This window comes from Pseudomonas sp. PDM22 (assembly GCF_014851965.1).
Lineage (GTDB): Bacteria > Pseudomonadota > Gammaproteobacteria > Pseudomonadales > Pseudomonadaceae > Pseudomonas.
The window spans coordinates 599,046-614,884 of record NZ_JACVAR010000004.1 but is presented as its reverse complement, the minus strand read 5'-3'; the positions used below and the strand labels follow the sequence as shown (position 1 = coordinate 614,884).

At 66.1% G+C, this 15,839-nt stretch carries 15 protein-coding genes; 13 read left to right on the top strand and 2 right to left on the bottom strand.

The window, feature by feature from the left end:
* The first annotated feature begins 56 nt into the window (after window positions 1-56).
* From urtE to IB255_RS17685, 11 genes are all read left to right on the top strand, one after another.
* On the top strand, window positions 57-755 hold the full coding sequence (urtE, locus tag IB255_RS17735) for an urea ABC transporter ATP-binding subunit UrtE (RefSeq protein ID WP_081515597.1): 699 nt from the start codon (window positions 57-59) through the stop codon (window positions 753-755).
* Between the two features lie 77 nt (window positions 756-832).
* Window positions 833-1,285, top strand: a complete 453-nt coding sequence (locus tag IB255_RS17730) for a GNAT family N-acetyltransferase (protein WP_081515596.1) — start codon at window positions 833-835, stop codon at window positions 1,283-1,285.
* A gap of 234 nt (window positions 1,286-1,519) precedes the next feature.
* On the top strand, window positions 1,520-2,353 hold the full coding sequence (locus IB255_RS17725) for an urease accessory protein UreD (protein WP_081515595.1): 834 nt from the start codon (window positions 1,520-1,522) through the stop codon (window positions 2,351-2,353).
* A gap of 1 nt (window position 2,354) precedes the next feature.
* Window positions 2,355-2,657 carry an urease subunit gamma gene (locus tag IB255_RS17720; RefSeq protein WP_015479073.1) on the top strand — a complete coding sequence of 101 codons (303 nt, stop codon included), beginning with the start codon at window positions 2,355-2,357 and terminating at the stop codon, window positions 2,655-2,657.
* A gap of 73 nt (window positions 2,658-2,730) precedes the next feature.
* Entirely contained in the window at window positions 2,731-3,237 is a 507-nt protein-coding gene (locus IB255_RS17715; protein ID WP_081515594.1) for a GNAT family N-acetyltransferase, read from the top strand.
* Complete coding sequence (locus IB255_RS17710) at window positions 3,234-3,539, top strand: urease subunit beta (protein WP_081515593.1); 306 nt, start codon at window positions 3,234-3,236, stop codon at window positions 3,537-3,539. Before IB255_RS17715 ends, IB255_RS17710 begins: the two co-directional genes overlap by 4 nt.
* 32 nt (window positions 3,540-3,571) lie before the next feature.
* The gene (gene ureC / locus IB255_RS17705; RefSeq protein WP_081515592.1) at window positions 3,572-5,272 is read left to right on the top strand and encodes an urease subunit alpha; all 1,701 of its coding nucleotides are present in this window, start codon (window positions 3,572-3,574) and stop codon (window positions 5,270-5,272) included.
* A gap of 113 nt (window positions 5,273-5,385) precedes the next feature.
* Complete coding sequence (locus IB255_RS17700; protein WP_081515591.1) at window positions 5,386-5,712, top strand: hypothetical protein; 327 nt, start codon at window positions 5,386-5,388, stop codon at window positions 5,710-5,712.
* 346 nt (window positions 5,713-6,058) lie between these two features.
* Window positions 6,059-8,800 (top strand): autotransporter outer membrane beta-barrel domain-containing protein, encoded by a 2,742-nt coding sequence (locus IB255_RS17695; RefSeq protein ID WP_081515590.1) that lies wholly within the window; start codon window positions 6,059-6,061, stop codon window positions 8,798-8,800.
* Window positions 8,801-9,485: 685 nt separating this feature from the next.
* Window positions 9,486-10,091 (top strand): biliverdin-producing heme oxygenase, encoded by a 606-nt coding sequence (locus tag IB255_RS17690; RefSeq protein ID WP_081515795.1) that lies wholly within the window; start codon window positions 9,486-9,488, stop codon window positions 10,089-10,091.
* Window positions 10,088-12,247 carry a GAF domain-containing protein gene (locus IB255_RS17685; RefSeq protein ID WP_081515588.1) on the top strand — a complete coding sequence of 720 codons (2,160 nt, stop codon included), beginning with the start codon at window positions 10,088-10,090 and terminating at the stop codon, window positions 12,245-12,247. The genes IB255_RS17690 and IB255_RS17685 overlap by 4 nt, the downstream gene beginning before the upstream one ends.
* Before the next feature lie 72 nt (window positions 12,248-12,319).
* Here IB255_RS17685 and IB255_RS17680 read toward each other — a convergent pair whose 3' ends face one another.
* The gene (locus IB255_RS17680; RefSeq protein ID WP_081515587.1) at window positions 12,320-12,586 is read right to left on the bottom strand and encodes a DksA/TraR family C4-type zinc finger protein; all 267 of its coding nucleotides are present in this window, start codon (window positions 12,584-12,586) and stop codon (window positions 12,320-12,322) included.
* Between the two features lie 184 nt (window positions 12,587-12,770).
* On the opposite strand from IB255_RS17680, the gene IB255_RS17675 reads away from it, so the two are divergent.
* Window positions 12,771-13,430 (top strand): hypothetical protein, encoded by a 660-nt coding sequence (locus tag IB255_RS17675; RefSeq protein WP_081515586.1) that lies wholly within the window; start codon window positions 12,771-12,773, stop codon window positions 13,428-13,430.
* Window positions 13,431-13,454: 24 nt separating this feature from the next.
* Here the strand turns inward: IB255_RS17675 and IB255_RS17670 are convergent, their stop codons facing one another.
* Window positions 13,455-14,318 (bottom strand): isocitrate lyase/PEP mutase family protein, encoded by an 864-nt coding sequence (locus IB255_RS17670; protein ID WP_017518216.1) that lies wholly within the window; start codon window positions 14,316-14,318, stop codon window positions 13,455-13,457.
* A gap of 208 nt (window positions 14,319-14,526) precedes the next feature.
* Between IB255_RS17670 and IB255_RS17665 the strand changes: the two genes are divergently transcribed.
* The gene (locus IB255_RS17665; RefSeq protein WP_081515585.1) at window positions 14,527-15,792 is read left to right on the top strand and encodes an Hsp70 family protein; all 1,266 of its coding nucleotides are present in this window, start codon (window positions 14,527-14,529) and stop codon (window positions 15,790-15,792) included.
* Window positions 15,793-15,839 lie beyond the last annotated feature (47 nt).

Sequence of the window (15,839 nt, the reverse complement as noted above, 5' to 3'; positions counted from 1 at the left end):
GCTCGAGGCACGGCAGCCGTAAAGGCATATCAAGACTCTCCACAGGGGCAACTCCCATGCTGCAAGTCGACAAACTGCACCAGTACTACGGCGGCAGCCACATCCTGCGTGGCCTGTCGTTCGACGCGAAGATCGGCGAGGTCACCTGCCTGCTCGGGCGCAACGGCGTGGGCAAGACCACCCTGCTGCGCTGCCTGATGGGCCTGGTGCCGGCCAAGGACGGCAAGGTCAGCTGGGAGGGCAAGCCGATCACCGGTTTCAAGCCGCACCAGCGCGTGCATGCCGGTATCGCCTACGTGCCACAGGGGCGGGAAATCTTTCCGCGCCTGACGGTGGAGGAAAACCTGCTGATGGGCCTGTCGCGCTTCAGCGCCGGCGAAGCCAAGGCCGTGCCGGCGTTCATCTACGAGTTGTTCCCGGTGCTGCGGGAGATGAAGCAGCGTCGCGGCGGCGATCTTTCCGGCGGCCAGCAGCAACAGCTCGCCATCGGCCGCGCGCTGGCCAGCCGGCCGCGCCTGCTGATCCTCGACGAGCCCACCGAAGGCATCCAGCCCTCGGTGATCAAGGAGATCGGCGCGGTGATCCGCAAGCTCGCCGAACGGGGCGACATGGCCATCCTGCTGGTGGAGCAGTTCTACGATTTCGCCGCCGAACTGGCCGACCAGTACCTGGTGATGTCCCGTGGCGAGATCGTCCAGCAGGGCCGTGGCGCAGACATGGAAAGCGACGGCGTGCGCGGGTTGGTGACCATCTGAGACGACCTGTCACTGGCGGATGACGGCGGCGGGTGGCAAGCTGCCAGGCCCCGTATTCGTTTTTCCTGGAGCCTGCCATGCCGATCACCCTGCGCCCCGCCGTCAACGACGACGCCGGATTCGCCGCGGTCTGCGTGGCGGCGGCCTACGCCCAGTGGATTCCCAAGCTGGGTCGCAAGCCTGGGCCGATGCTCGACGACTACCACGCGGTGATCGCCGAGGACCGCGTGCTGATCGCCGAACAGGACGGCGCACCGGTCGGCCTGCTGGTGATGCGCGAGACCGACGAGGGCTTCCTGCTCGATAACATCGCCGTGCTGCCCGAGTGCGCTGGCCAAGGTGTCGGCCGCGTGCTGCTGGTGCATGCAGAAGAGGCCGCCGTGCAATTGGGCTACCAGTCGCTGTACCTCTACACCAACGAGCGCATGGTGGAGAACATCGAGCTGTACGCGAAGAACGGCTACCAGGAATACGCGCGCCGGCTGGAGAACGGCTTCCGCCGCGTGTACATGCGCAAGCAGCTGGGCTGAGCGATTCCACGGCCTGGCGGTCCTACAGGAAAACTCCGCACCAATGCGGTGCGCCGAACCCCTCAATGCACCGCAACCGCGCCCATATCTGACCGATCGGACAATCGTCTCGACCTTCGTCGAACCCGCGCCGACGCTGTCTTGTCGCACGTCTGAAGAGCACCACGCACTATCCTGGCGCATCCCGGCACGCTGATTGCTCTGTCCTGAGCATCCCTGGTTTCGCAGCTGCCCATGAACGCACCGGCCACCCTCTTCCACCCCGCCTGGCATGCCGAGCTTGAGCTGGCCTACGCCCGCATCGGCGACGGCACACGGCCGGTCACCCGGCGTCACCTCGGGCCGTTGCGGGTGCAGAAGCACCTGTACGCGGAAGGGCCGCAGGTCTGCCAGCACATCGTCGTGCACCCGCCCGGCGGCATCGCCGGCGGCGATACGCTGAACCTCGATATCCACGCCGGCCAGGACAGCTGGGCGCAGCTCACCAGTCCCGGCGCGGCCAAGTGGTACCGCGCCGGCTGCCCGGCGAAGCAGCAGCTGAACGTGCGCGTCGACCCCGGCGCCACGCTGGAATGGCTGCCGCAGGAAACCATCGTCTACTCCGGCGCGCAGGCCGAGCTGACGACTCGTATCGACCTCGAAGCGGATGCCCGGCTGTTCTACTGGGACATCGTCGCCCTCGGCCGCCCGGCCAGCGGCGAGCGCTTCGAAGATGGCCACTTCGCCGCCGCCCTGGACATCCGCCGCGACGGCCAGCGCCTGTGGCACGAACGCCAGCGCGTGACCGGCAACGACCGCCTGCTCGACTCGCCCATCGGCCTGGCCGGCCACCCGGTGATGGCCACGCTGATCGCCAGCGGGCAGATCGACGCGGCGCTGATCGAAGCCTGTCGCGCCATCCCCTGCCAAGGGCGCGGCAACCTCACCCAACTGCCCGGCCTGGTGGTCGCCCGCTGCCTCGCCCACGAGGCGCTGCACGCCCGCGCCTGGCTCATCGAACTCTGGCGCCGGCTGCGGCCGGCGCTGCTCGGCCGCGAGGCCGTTCCTCCCCGAATCTGGAGCACCTGACATGGACCTGACTCCCCGCGAGAAGGACAAGCTGCTGATCTTCACCGCCGGCCTGGTCGCCGAGCGCCGCCTCGCCCGCGGTGTAAGACTCAACTACCCGGAGGCCGTGGCGCTGATCTCCGCCGCGCTGCTCGAAGGCGCGCGGGATGGCCAGACGGTCGCCGACCTGATGCACTACGGCACCACGCTGCTGAGCCGTGAACAGGTGATGGAAGGCGTGCCGGAAATGATCCCGGAGATCCAGGTGGAAGCCACCTTCCCGGACGGCACCAAGCTGGTCACCGTGCACCAGCCCATCGCCTGATCGCACAGCGGTGCAAAGACAATGGCAAATGCAGCGTACCGATTCATTTGCCCGACGAACCTGAGGAACCGACATGCTCATCCGCGACGCCAGCCAAGCCGACCTCGGCAGTCTGCGCGACATCTACAACGACGCCGTGCTCAACACCACCGCCATCTGGAACGAGGTCGCCATCGACCTGGAGAATCGCCGTGCCTGGCTGGAAATGCGCGCGCAGCAAGGCTTCCCGGTACTGGTGGCCGAAGACGGCGGCGAAGTGGTGGGCTACGCCAGCTACGGCCCGTGGCGCGCCTTCGACGGCTTCCGCGAGACGGTCGAACACTCGGTCTACGTGCGTGCCGACCAGCGCGGCAAGGGCCTCGGCCCGCTGCTGATGCAGGCGCTGATCGAGCGCGCCCGCGCCCAGGGCCTGCACGTGATGGTCGCGGCCATCGAGAGCGGCAACATCGCATCGATCCGTCTGCACGAACGCCTGGGCTTCATCACCAGCGGGCAGATGCCGCAGGTGGGCCAGAAGTTCGGCCGCTGGCTCGACCTGACCTTCATGCAACTGATCCTCGACCCACGGAGCTCCCCATGATCCCTGGCGAATACGACATCCAGCCCGGCGAGATCGAACTCAACGCCGGCCGCCGCACCCACGCCCTGACGGTGGCCAACAGCGGCGACCGGCCGATCCAGGTCGGCTCGCACTACCACTTCTTCGAAACCAACGACGCACTGCTGTTCGACCGTGACGCGGCGCGCGGCATGCGCCTGAATATTCCCGCCGGAACGGCCGTGCGCTTCGAGCCGGGGCAGAGCCGCGAAGTGGAGCTGGTCGAACTGGCCGGCGAGCGCAAGGTTTATGGATTTGCGGGACGGGTGATGGGCAGCCTCTGAGCGCCCGCAGGACAACAGCCAAGGAGCGCTGGATGAAGATCAGCAGACAAGCCTACGCCGACATGTTCGGCCCCACCGTCGGCGACCGCGTGCGCCTGGCCGATACCCGCCTGTGGATCGAGGTGGAGCAGGACTTCACCGTCTACGGCGAGGAAGTGAAGTTCGGCGGCGGCAAGGTCATCCGCGACGGCATGGGCCAGAGCCAGCTGTGCGCCGCGCAGGTCGTCGACACGGTGATCACCAACGCGCTGATCCTCGACCACTGGGGCATCGTCAAGGCCGACGTAGGCCTCAAGCACGGGCGCATCGCCGCCATCGGCAAGGCCGGCAACCCGGACATCCAGCCCGGCGTGACCATCGCCCTGGGCGCCAGCACCGAAGTGATCGCCGGCGAAGGCATGATCCTGACCGCCGGCGGCATCGACACACACATCCACTTCATCTGCCCGCAGCAGATCGAAGAGGCGCTGATGAGCGGAGTCACCACCATGATCGGTGGCGGCACCGGCCCGGCCACCGGCACCAACGCCACTACCTGCACCTCCGGCCCGTGGCACATGGCGCGCATGCTCCAGGCCGCTGACGCCTTCCCCATGAACATCGGCTTTACCGGCAAGGGCAACGCCAGCCTGCCGCTGCCGCTGGAGGAACAGGTACGCGCCGGCGCCATCGGCCTGAAGCTGCACGAGGACTGGGGCACCACCCCGGCGGCCATCGACAACTGCCTGACCGTGGCCGATCGCCTCGACGTGCAGGTGGCGATCCATACCGACACCCTCAACGAATCCGGCTTCGTCGAAACCACCCTCGCCGCGTTCAAGGGCCGCACCATCCACACCTACCACACCGAGGGCGCCGGCGGCGGCCACGCGCCGGACATCATCAAGGCCTGCGGCTTCGCCAACGTGCTGCCCAGTTCGACCAACCCGACCCGGCCCTTCACCCGCAACACCATCGACGAACACCTGGACATGCTCATGGTCTGCCATCACCTGGACCCGAGCATCGCCGAGGACGTGGCCTTCGCCGAATCGCGCATCCGCCGCGAGACCATCGCTGCCGAGGACATCCTCCACGACCTTGGCGCCTTCAGCATGATCAGCTCCGACAGCCAGGCCATGGGCCGCGTCGGCGAAGTGATCACGCGCACCTGGCAGACCGCCGACAAGATGAAAAAACAGCGCGGCGCACTGGACGGCGACGGCGCGCGCAACGACAACTTCCGCGCCAAGCGCTACATCGCCAAGTACACCATCAACCCGGCGATCACCCACGGCGTCGCCCATGAAGTGGGCAGCATCGAAGTGGGCAAGCTGGCCGACCTGGTGCTCTGGCGCCCGGCCTTCTTCGGCGTGAAGCCGAGCCTGATTCTCAAGGGCGGCGCCATCGCCGCGAGCCTGATGGGCGACGCCAACGCGTCGATTCCGACGCCGCAGCCGGTGCACTACCGGCCCATGTTCGCCAGCTTCGGCGGCAGCCGCCACGCCACCTGCCTGACCTTCCTCAGCCAGGCCGCGTTCGACCTCGGCGTGCACCACGAACTGGGCCTGCGCAAGGCCATCGGCGTGGTGAAGGGCTGCCGCAGCGTGCAGAAGACCGACCTGATCCACAACGCCTACCTGCCGCACATCGAGGTCGATGCGCAGAACTACCAGGTACGCGCGGACGGTCAGTTGCTGTGGTGCGAACCGGCGGAGGTGCTACCGATGGCGCAGCGGTACTTCCTCTTCTGAAGAGCGCCCCCCGTGAGACGCGACACATCGCCTGCTTCCGCCACAGCGCAATGATGGCTACCCTGCGCTCCCCCTGGGAAAGAGTCCCGGGGGTTGTATCTCAGGAGAGTCATGTGAAGTTTTCCCGTATCGCCGCCACCCTGCTGGCCACCGCCGCCATCGCCGGCTGCACCGGCACCCCGATGAAGACCCAGAACTACAGCCCCGAGCAGTACACCGTGATCGGTCACGGTGAAGGCAAGGCCACCGGGATCATGCTGTTCGGCGTCATTCCGATCCAGCAGAACAACCGCTTCGTGCGCGCCCAGGATGCCGCCGTCAAAGCCAAGGGCGGCGACGCGCTGATCAACACCCAGGTCCAGGAAAACTGGTTCTGGGCCTGGGTCCTGAGCGGCTACACCACCACCGTATCCGGTGACGTGGTCAAGCTGAACAAGTAAGCGCCCCGCGCTTTTCCGGACTGGTGCGCAATGCCCGGTCCGGCTTCCACCCTTGCCATAAATCAAGCTTTTTCCCATCCCCCGCCCCGCTGCCCGCCGATTGAGATTCGTCTTATTCGGCAACCTGAACGCGCGCTGAACAATGTGCCCACTGATCCGCCAGAGCCCTTACCGGCCGCGGGTCTGGCGTGGCGCAAACACTCGCGACCGCGCCTCCCCAAAGCAACTTCCAGCGAAAGCAGGACCCCGATCCGGAACCCTCCGATCTCCCGCCAGGACAGGCTCACACAGGCGCTGGAAACCCGCCCCGCATCGCCCCACGGCGAGTGGTGCAAGGAGGTTTGCAATGCGCTTTACCAAGACCCTACTGGCCTCGCACATCGCGTTGGCCATCGCCCTGGCGGGGCAGGCCGGCATGGCCAGCGCCACCTGCAGTACCAGCGGCGACGGCAAGACCTACACCTGTGACGAAACCGTGTGGTGGGGCCTTCCCGCTGGCGTGGAAAATGTTCACATCGACACCGGCAACACCCGTGGCGGCATGGCTCCCATGGGCGGCTTCGGCATCTATGGCAACAACGGCCAATACACCATCAAGGAAGCGACAATCCTGACCGGCTCCGTCTCGGGCCTGCTCAGCGGCTACAAGGCCGATGCCATCCAGGCCAATATCGGCACCAACAACATCTCCATCGACAAGCTGACCATCATCACCAAGGGCTCATCGGCCGATGGCATCAACGTCACCGAAAACGCGATCAATTCCACGGTCACCATCGGCGACAATGCCAGTATCACCACGTCCGGCATGGGCGTGCGGGCCAATACCTCGAAGAATGGCGGCACCAACCGCATTCTCCTGGGCAAGGGCGCGGTGATCAGCACCAGCGGCAGCGGCAGCAATGGCAGTGACGGCAACGGCTATGCGGTCTATGCCGGCAACCGTGACAGCGAAGCACTGCTCTACAAGGGCGATGCCGAAGTGCGCATCGACGATGGCAGCACCATCAGCACCTCGGGCTCCAGTGCTCACGCGGTATTCGCCAACCGCGGCGGCGAGATCCACCTGGGCAGCACCGCCATCACCACCGGGAAGGCCAATGCCTACGGCATCTACGTGCAGACCCTTGAGGACTTCAACGGCATGCGTGGCGGCAAGGTGCATCTGTACGGCGACACCCAGGTCACCGTCACCGACGGCAACCGCGCCATGGCCGCCAATGGCGCAGACTCCAGCATCGTCTCGGAGAACGCCGCGATCTACGTGCTCGACAGCAGCGCCGCAGACGACCTCGCCAACCGCAAGGGCGTCGCGCTCTATGCCGAGAACCAGGGCAGGCTCGATCTGAAGATGGCCGCCGGCTCCTACCTCAACGGCACCACCAGCACCGCCACCGACGGGGTGATCGACCTCGCCATGAACGGAGCCGCCAGCCAGTGGTTCATGACCGGCAACTCCAACCTCACCAACCTCTCGCTGACCGACGGCGCACAGCTGATCTACGACCGCCACGACGAGCACGGCGAGTACGCCTACAAGACCCTGACGGTGGATGGCGACTTCACCGGCGGCGGCCACCTGGTGATGAACACCTACCTGGGCGACGACAGCTCCGAGACCGACAAGCTGGCCGTCACCGGCAGCACCTCGGGCGAGACGCTGGTGACAGTCAACAACACCGGCGGCCCCGGCGCGCAGACCCTGGAGGGCATCCAGATGATCACCGTCGGCGGCACCTCCGCCGGCGAGTTCACCTCCAGCCGGGTAACCGAGGGCGGCTACGAGTACATGCTCCGCCGTGGCGGCAGCTTCGTCGGCTCCACCGGCGCGGACAGCGACTGGTACCTGACCTCCTACAAGCCGACCGAACCGGAAGATCCGGACCCGATCGATCCGGGCCCCGGCCCTGGGCCCGATCCGGAGCCGGAAGATCCCGATCCTGTCGATCCCGGTCCTGAAGATCCGGGCCCCGTCGATCCCGGCCCCGAAGAGCCGGGTCCCGTTGACCCGGGTCCGGAAGATCCCGGTCCTGTCGATCCCGGCCCCGAAGAGCCAGGCCCCGTCGATCCGGGCCCGACCGACCCGGTGCCGGAGCAACCCGCACCCAGCGACAAGGACCGCGTGCGCCAGCCCGAAGGCGGCAGCTACACCGCCAACCTCGCGGCAGCCAACACGATGTTCCTGCACCGCCTGCACGACCGCACCGGCAACCTGACCTACGTCGATCCGGACACCGGCAAGCAGGTCACCTCGATGCTCTGGATGCGCAACGTCGACGGCTCCAGCCGCTGGGAAGACAGCACCGGGCAGCTGAAGACCGAGTCCAACCGCTACGTGCTGCAACTGGGCAGCGACCTGTACCGCAAGCAGACCGACAACGGCGACTGGGTCGTCGGCGTGATGGCCGGCTACGCCAACGGCAACTCCACGACCAGATCGCGCATTACCGGCTACCGCTCGCGCGGCGAGATCGACGGCTACAGCCTCGGCGTCTATGGCACCTGGTACGAGAACAAGGACGACGAGAACGGCGCCTACGTCGACAGCTGGGTCCTGTGGAATGACTTCGATGCTGAAGTGCGCGGCGAGCAACTGGCCAAGGAGAAATACGACGCCAAGGGCATCACCGCCTCCCTCGAGGCCGGCAAGACCTTCACGGTGGCGAAGACCGAAAGCGCCAGCTACTACGTCCAGCCGCAGGCGCAGATCGTCTACATGGGCGTGAAGGCCGACACCCACCGCGAGGCCAATGGCACCAAGGTCACCGGCCAGGGCGACGGCAACATCATGACCCGCCTGGGTGCCCGCGCCGCCGTGCGCAGCAACCAGCAAGGCGGCTTCGCCAACACCTACGGCGTGGAGCCCTACGTGGAAACCAACTGGATCCACAACACCGACGACTTCGGCGCGAAGATGGGCAGCACGAAGTTCGAAATGGACGGCGCCAGCGACATCTTCGAAGTCAAGCTCGGCGCCACCAGCAAGGTGAACAGCCGGGTCAACGTCTGGGGTGAAGTGGGCAAGCAGTTCGGCGACAACGGCTACCGCGACCAGGCGGTGACGCTGGGTCTGAAGGTCAACTTCTGACCCCGCCGTGAACCGGGCCGCCGCAGGCAACTGCGGCGGCCTTTTTCTGCGGACGACAATGCGACATCAGTGTTGGGCGGTTCGCGAGCAAGCTCGCTCCTACAGGCACTGCTCCGACTCTGGCTTTGGCTTTGGCTTTGGCTTTGGCTTTGGCTTTGGCTTTGGCTTTGGCTTTGATGAGGCTTCCAGGGAAACATCCGCACGCGCCGAATGCCCCGTTCAGGAGGCCTCGTTGAATTGGAGTTTCAGGGGTTGAGCGACATGGATGTCGCGAGAGCTGCGATGGGCCAGGGATGGCCCTTCGCAGCGTGCCCCTGAAACTTCAGTTCGACGAGGGAATTTTTCGCCTCAAGCGAAAAACCGGATGTCCGGGGCAAGCCTTCTTGGTTACTTCTTCGGCGTTTGGAAGAAGTGACTCGCCCGAGGGGGCGAAACCCAACACATCCGCGCACTCCAATGCGGCGCAAAAATAACCAAGCCAATGCAGCGGACCTGCAACATCAGGGAGAAAGAGAACGCCGGCCCGGCCGGCGGATCGCGGGCATGGCCCGCTCCTGCAGGGAGACTTCTGCGCCCCTCGAAAACCCTGACATTTCGATCAACTTTTCCCCTATCGCCCCGGTCGTACAACCCGAACTGCTATGCTCTGCAGCTCGAAGAAAAAGGTGGACCCGCGATGACGGCGATGACTTCGCAACCGAACGAACGCCCGGGCATCTCGCCTGCGCTGGCCGCTTTGCGCGCCGCTACCCATGAGCTGCATGCCGACCTCGACAGTCGCTCCCCGCTCACTGCCGCACTGACCCAGGCCGACTACCTCGACCACGCTGCCCGCGTGCTGGGCTGGATGCGCCCGCTGGAGCAAGCCCTCTGGCCGCTCTGGCCCGACGCAGAAGATGCACGGCTGCGACGCGGCAAGAGCCAATGGCTGGAAGCCGATCTGCAGGCCGGCTCGCAGGCCACCGCCGACCTGCCCGACTGTCCCGCCGCCCCGGTCGCGATCAACCTCGCCGAAGCCTTCGGCATCGCCTACGTCGCCGAGGGCGCGACCCTGGGCGGAAGGGTGCTCTACAAGCGCCTCAAGGCCTCGTTCGAACCGCTGCCGCTGCGCTGGCTGCAGGGCTACGGCGAACACACCGGCGAACGCTGGAGCGCTTTCCAGCGCCTGCTGGCCGAGCATGTCACCACTGCCGAGGACATCTCCCGCGCCCAGGCTGCCGCCGTGTGCGCCTTCACTTCGTTCCGCGACTGGGTGCTGGACGTCGCCCCGAACCGGGCGGTCCCGGCATGAGCGAGCAGACGGTCACCCTCGCCAACTGCGAGGACGAACCCATCCATGTGCCGGGCGCGATCCAGCCCCACGGCGCGCTGATCGCCCTCGACGAACAGGGCCGCGTGCTCGGCTTCAGCGACAACCTCGGCACCCTGCTGGGCATCGCCCCGACGCTGGGCGAGCCACTGGCCGAGGCGGACGTCGGCCCCGGCGTGCTGGCGATGCTCGCTGAAGGGCTCAATGAAGCAGGCCCCTGGGTCAACAGCGTGGAAGCGCGGATCAACCGGCGCTTCTTCGACGTGATCGGCCACAGCCATGACGACGTGCGCTACCTGGAATTCGAGAGGCGCGCTGCCGGGACCGCGTCCTTCACCACCTTCGCCCTCAACGCCCAGCGCCTGGTCAGCCAGCTGCAGTTGCGCAACGACGTCGAGAGCCTGCTGGTCAGCGTCACCGAGGAAGTGCGGCGGATGACCGGCTACGACCGCGTCATGGCCTATCGCTTCAACGAGGACGACTCCGGCGAGGTGGTCGCCGAATCCCGCCGCGAGGACCTGGAAAGCTACCTCGGCCAGCGCTACCCGGCCTCGGACATTCCCGCCCAGGCGCGGCGCCTGTACCTGCAGAACCCGGTGCGGCTGATCGGCGACGCGGCCTACCAGCCGGTCGCCGTGCGCCCCACGCTGAACCCGGGCAGCGGCAAGCCGTTCGACCTGAGTTTCAGCACCCTGCGCAGCGTCTCGCCGATCCATTGCGAGTACCTCGCCAACATGGGCGTGCGCGCGTCGATGAGCATTTCCATCGTGGTCGGCGGGCGCCTGTGGGGGCTGTTCTCCTGCCACCATATGAGCCCGAAGGTGGTGCCCTACCCGATCCGCATGTCGTTCCAGGTGTTTTCCCAGGTGTGCAGCGCCATGGTCGAACGCCTGGAGCAGAGCCGCGTCAGCGAACTCCTGCGCCAGGCCTCCGAGCGCCAGCAGGCGCTGCTGCGCCGCACCCGCGACTCCGACGACCTGCTCAGCGCGCTGTCACGCCCCGGCGCCAGCATCGCCGACCTGCTGCCGTGCGACGGCGCGGTGGTGATGCTCGGCGGGCGCGCCAGCAGCATCGGCGGTGACTTCGACGACCTGGCGGTGGCCATGGTCGCCCAGCTGCAGCAGGACGAGGAGCTGGACCTGTTCCACAGCGACCAGCGCCTGGAACTGCCCGATGGCCCGCACGACCCGCGCTACTGCGGCGTCATGGCGATCCGTTTCCATCGCCAGGAGTCGGGCTGGATCGTCTGGCTGCGCCTGGAGCAGGTGCACCGCATTCGCTGGGGCGGCAAGCCGGAGAAGATCATCAAGACCGGCCCCTCCGGCGCGCGCCTGACACCGCGTGGCTCGTTTGAAGCCTGGGAAGAAGTCGTGCGCGGGCGCTCCATGCCCTGGACCGGCATCGACCTCTCCATCGCCGAGAAGCTGCGCACCGAACTGGTGGAGCTGTGCCTGAACCGCGCCGGCGAGATCGACCGCATGCGCCAGCGCCTGATCGCCGTGCTCGGCCACGACCTGCGCAACCCGTTGCAGTCGATCTCCATGGCGGCGGCCATGCTTTCCTCCAGCGACGTGCGCAACGCCGAGCTGCGCCAGCACATCACCTACTCCAGCAGCCGCATGGAACGCCTGATCAGCCAGATCCTCGAAATGAGCCGGCTGCAGAGCGGCGCGGGAATGACCGTTAAGCCGGTGGCCGCCGACCTCTCGCGGCTGGTGCGCGATATCGTCCAGGAAACCGACGTGGCCTATCCGGGCCTGTCCATCGAGACCGCCATCGAGGAGGGCGTGCAGGCGCAAGTCGACCCGGACCGCTACCTGCAGGTGATCGCCAACCTGCTGAGCAATGCCCGTCACCATGGTCGCCCCGGCCGCCCGGTGCTGGTGGAACTGCGCCGCCAGGGCGAGCTGGCGCGGCTGAGCATCCTCAACGAAGCCGAAGCGCTGGATGAGGCGCGCCTCGCCAACCTCTTCGAGCCGTTCAAGCAGGACGCCGGCGGTCATGGCCGCAACAAGAGCGGGCTGGGCATCGGGCTGTACATCTCGCAGGCCATCGTCAGCGCCCACGGCGGCCGCATCGAAGTCGAGCAGGCCGACGGCATCATCACCTTCAGCGTGCTGGTGCCGCTTAAGCCCTGACCCCTGGCGCCGATAATTGCCCACGAAAAACGGCGCCCCATGGGCGCCGTTTTCATGTCGTGCGACAGCCACTCAGCGCAACTGGCTGTCCTTGCTGCCGCGGCGGTTGTAGCCGGCGTAGGCCGCCTGCTCCTTGTCGTGCTCGGCCTGGCAGTTCACGCACAGGCGCACGCCGGGGATGGCCTTGCGTCGCGCCTCGGGGATTGGCGCGTCGCACTCTTCGCAATGGGTCAGGCTCTCGCCCTTGGGCATCTGGTTGCGTGCCCGCGCAATGGCGTCCTCGATGGTGCTGTCGATCTGCTCCTGAACCGCTCCGTCGTTTGCCCAGCCACTGGCCATGGCGACCTCCGTCAATTGATCAGTATCTGTACAGATATGAAGGGTGTCCGGAGCAATTGCAAGGGGCGGTCGCCCTGGAGCAAAAGCGGCGCTTTACGTCAGCAGTATCAGATTCACCTTACAGGCAAGACGGACCGTGAAACTGAGAATGGCGACCTTTCCATTGCCATCGAAGGAACCCGTCATGCGCTCCATTCCCGTCCTGCTCGCCGGCCTGCTGCTGTCCGGTGCGCTGTCCTGCACCGCGCTGACCGCCCAAGCGAGCGCCCGGCGGACCGATCCGTTGCTGCAGGACATCGAGCGCTACCTGCTGCTCTACACCGCTACCGGTGATGATCGCTTTCTGGTCCGGCTGGACAGTCTGGGCGCGGTGTTCGAAAGCCAGCTCGAAGGGCAGAAGCAAGCCAAGGCGCTGAAGGACATCTGGCAGCTGCATCAACAGACCTTGCTGAAGGTGCGCGAGGCCTACAGCAGGAAGGGCATCAACCTGCAGCAGGCGCTGCAGCAGACCCGGGAGGTCGCCGAACTCTTCGACAGCTTCCTGGCCAGCAGCTCGGACAGTGCTCCCTCGATGATCGGTGAACTGCGCGAACTGGCGCTGCTGGAAGCCCGGGGAGCCAATCGCAAGCTGCTGGGCGAACCGTCCGCGACGGACAGCCAGCGCATCGAGGCTCTGCGCACGAGCCTGCAATCACACCTCGAGGCGTTGCCGGACACCCCGGAGCGCAATCGTCTGCTGGCGCACTGGGCGTACCTGCGCAAGAGCCAGGCGGCCGGCGGCACGCTGCTCTACCCGTTCAACGCGCAGATCGAGTACCTCACCACCCACGCACCGCAGAGCTGATGCTCCGGGGTAGGCAGGGATGTCTTACTCTTTCACTTCCATGTATTCGCGTGCCCAGATCTGGTACTCCTCGGGCAGCGTGTACTTCTTCGCCAGCTCCGAAGCGGTCAGGTCGGAGGCATGCACGCCACGCTGCTCGCGCAGGCAGTCGTAGGTGGCCTTGATCGCGGCGAAGTAGGCGGCGTGGCCATCGACCACGATGCGCACGCCCAGCTCGGCCAGGCGGGCGTCGTCGCGCAGCTCCGGGTTGCCATAGGACACCAGCATCAGCGGCACGGACAGGTGGCGGGAGATGGCTTCCAGGTGGTCGAAGTCGCGGATGCCGACCATGCAGATGCCGTCGGCACCAGCGGCCTGGTAGGCCAGGGTGCGGCGGATCACGTCGTCCACTTCCAGCACCTCGGCGTTGGTGCGGGCGATGATCGCCATTTCCGAGTCGATGCGCGCTTCCAGTGCCGCGCGGATCTTGCCGACGCCTTCCTCGACCGGGATCAGGTCGGTGGACTTGCGGCCGAACTGCGCGGGCAGCAGGGTGTCCTCGATGGTCAGCGCAGCCACACCGGCGCGTTCCAGCTCGACGATAGTACGCATGGTGTTCAGCGCGTTGCCGTAGCCGTGGTCGGCGTCGGCGATCACCGGCAGGCGGGCGACACGACCGATGCGGGTGGCCTGCTCGGTGAATTCGCTCAGGGTGATCAGTGCAAAATCAGGCGCCGCCAAAACTTGTAGTGAAGCTACAGAACCGCCCAGGATGCCTACTTCGAAACCCAGGTCACCGGCGATGCGCGCGGACATGGGGTCGAACACCGAAGCGGTGTGATAGCAGGCTGAAGAATTCAGTAAGGCGCGGAAATCCTTGCGCAATTCGTGGAAGGAGGCTCTGTGCATGGTGGGATCCAACTGCTTGTACGGGGTGGGAGAACGGAAATCAGATAGTGGAAAACTCTTGTAGGAAAACTACAGGAACACAATGTAGCAAAACTACAAGCTACTCCCCAAGCCCTGTTTGCCACCATCGCTTCCCGACGGATACCCTGATTTTCCTACAGCGCTCGCGTACACTGCGCGGCCGTTTTTTCTCCGGACATCCTGCACCATGTTCCCGACCACTGCGGCCCGCGCCCTGGGCATCGACTTCGGTACCTCCAACTCCACCGTCGGCTGGTGGCGTCCGGACAGCGAACCGCTGATCGCCCTGGAAGACGACAAGATCACCCTGCCCTCGGTGATCTTCTTCAACGTCGAGGAACGCCGCCCGGTGTACGGCCGCCTAGCCCTGCACGAATACCTGGAAGGCTACGAAGGCCGCCTGATGCGCTCGCTGAAAAGCCTGCTGGGCTCCTCGCTGCTGAAAAGCGAGACCACCGTGCTGGGCAGCGCCATGCCGTTCAAGGACCTGCTGGGGCTGTTCATCGGCGAGCTGAAGAAGCGCGCCGAAGCGGTTGCCGGGCGCGAGTTCGATTCCGTGGTGCTGGGCCGCCCGGTGTTCTTCGTCGACGATGACCCCAAGGCCGACCAGGAAGCCCAGGACACCCTGGTCGCCGTTGCGCAGAAACTCGGCTTCAAGGACGTGTCCTTCCAGTACGAACCGCTGGCCGCGGCCTTCGACTATGAGCGCAGCATCGAGCGTGAAGAGCTGGTGCTGATCGTCGACATCGGCGGCGGTACCTCCGACTTCTCGCTGGTGCGCCTGTCGCCGGAACGCCGCGAAGTGGCCGACCGCCAGGGCGATATCCTCGCCACCGGCGGCGTGCACATCGGCGGTACCGACTTCGACAAGCAGCTGAGCATCCAGGGTGTGATGCCGCTGTTCGGCTACGGCAGCAAGATGAAGAGCGACGCCTTCATGCCGACCAGCTACCACCTCAACCTCGCCACCTGGCACACCATCAACGCGGTGTACGCGCAGAAGTCCCAGCTGGCGCTGCAGAACATGCGCTACGACATCGTCGACGCCACCGGCATCGACCGCCTGTTCAAGCTCATCGAGCAGCGCGCCGGCCACTGGCTGGCGATGCAGGTGGAAGCCAGCAAGATCGAGCTGTCCGACACCGAGCGCCGCGACATTGACCTCGCCCGCATCGAAGCCGGGCTGGTCGCGGAACTGAGCCGCGAGCTGTTCGAAGGCGCCATCGGCCCGCTGCTGGAGCGCGTGCGTGGCAGCATCAGCGAACTGCTCAACTGCGCCGACGTGGACCCGGCACGAGTCGACACCGTGTTCTTCACCGGCGGCTCCTCCGGCGTGCCGGCCCTGCGCCAGAGCGTGGCGGCGATGCTGCCCAATGCCCGCCACGTCGACGGCGACCGTTTTAGCGGGATCGGCAACGGCCTGGCCATCGAAGCGATGAAGCGCTACGGCTGAGCAGCCGCTCACTGACGCGAGTGCCGCCATGCGCTAGTGTGGCGGTA

What these genes read in the sequence shown, in the direction of transcription:
- IB255_RS17665 (WP_081515585.1), top strand. Translation starts at nt 14,527, where the DNA reads ATGTTCCCGACCACTGCGGCCCGCGCCCTGGGCATCGACTTCGGTACC.
- IB255_RS17675 (WP_081515586.1), top strand. Translation starts at nt 12,771, where the DNA reads ATGCGCTCCATTCCCGTCCTGCTCGCCGGCCTGCTGCTGTCCGGTGCG.
- IB255_RS17710 (WP_081515593.1), top strand. Translation starts at nt 3,234, where the DNA reads ATGATCCCTGGCGAATACGACATCCAGCCCGGCGAGATCGAACTCAAC.
- IB255_RS17730 (WP_081515596.1), top strand. Translation starts at nt 833, where the DNA reads ATGCCGATCACCCTGCGCCCCGCCGTCAACGACGACGCCGGATTCGCC.
- IB255_RS17725 (WP_081515595.1), top strand. Translation starts at nt 1,520, where the DNA reads ATGAACGCACCGGCCACCCTCTTCCACCCCGCCTGGCATGCCGAGCTT.
- IB255_RS17720 (WP_015479073.1), top strand. Translation starts at nt 2,355, where the DNA reads ATGGACCTGACTCCCCGCGAGAAGGACAAGCTGCTGATCTTCACCGCC.
- IB255_RS17670 (WP_017518216.1), bottom strand. Translation starts at nt 14,318, where the DNA reads ATGCACAGAGCCTCCTTCCACGAATTGCGCAAGGATTTCCGCGCCTTA.
- urtE (WP_081515597.1), top strand. Translation starts at nt 57, where the DNA reads ATGCTGCAAGTCGACAAACTGCACCAGTACTACGGCGGCAGCCACATC.
- IB255_RS17695 (WP_081515590.1), top strand. Translation starts at nt 6,059, where the DNA reads ATGCGCTTTACCAAGACCCTACTGGCCTCGCACATCGCGTTGGCCATC.
- ureC (WP_081515592.1), top strand. Translation starts at nt 3,572, where the DNA reads ATGAAGATCAGCAGACAAGCCTACGCCGACATGTTCGGCCCCACCGTC.
- IB255_RS17680 (WP_081515587.1), bottom strand. Translation starts at nt 12,586, where the DNA reads ATGGCCAGTGGCTGGGCAAACGACGGAGCGGTTCAGGAGCAGATCGAC.
- IB255_RS17690 (WP_081515795.1), top strand. Translation starts at nt 9,486, where the DNA reads ATGACTTCGCAACCGAACGAACGCCCGGGCATCTCGCCTGCGCTGGCC.
- IB255_RS17715 (WP_081515594.1), top strand. Translation starts at nt 2,731, where the DNA reads ATGCTCATCCGCGACGCCAGCCAAGCCGACCTCGGCAGTCTGCGCGAC.
- IB255_RS17685 (WP_081515588.1), top strand. Translation starts at nt 10,088, where the DNA reads ATGAGCGAGCAGACGGTCACCCTCGCCAACTGCGAGGACGAACCCATC.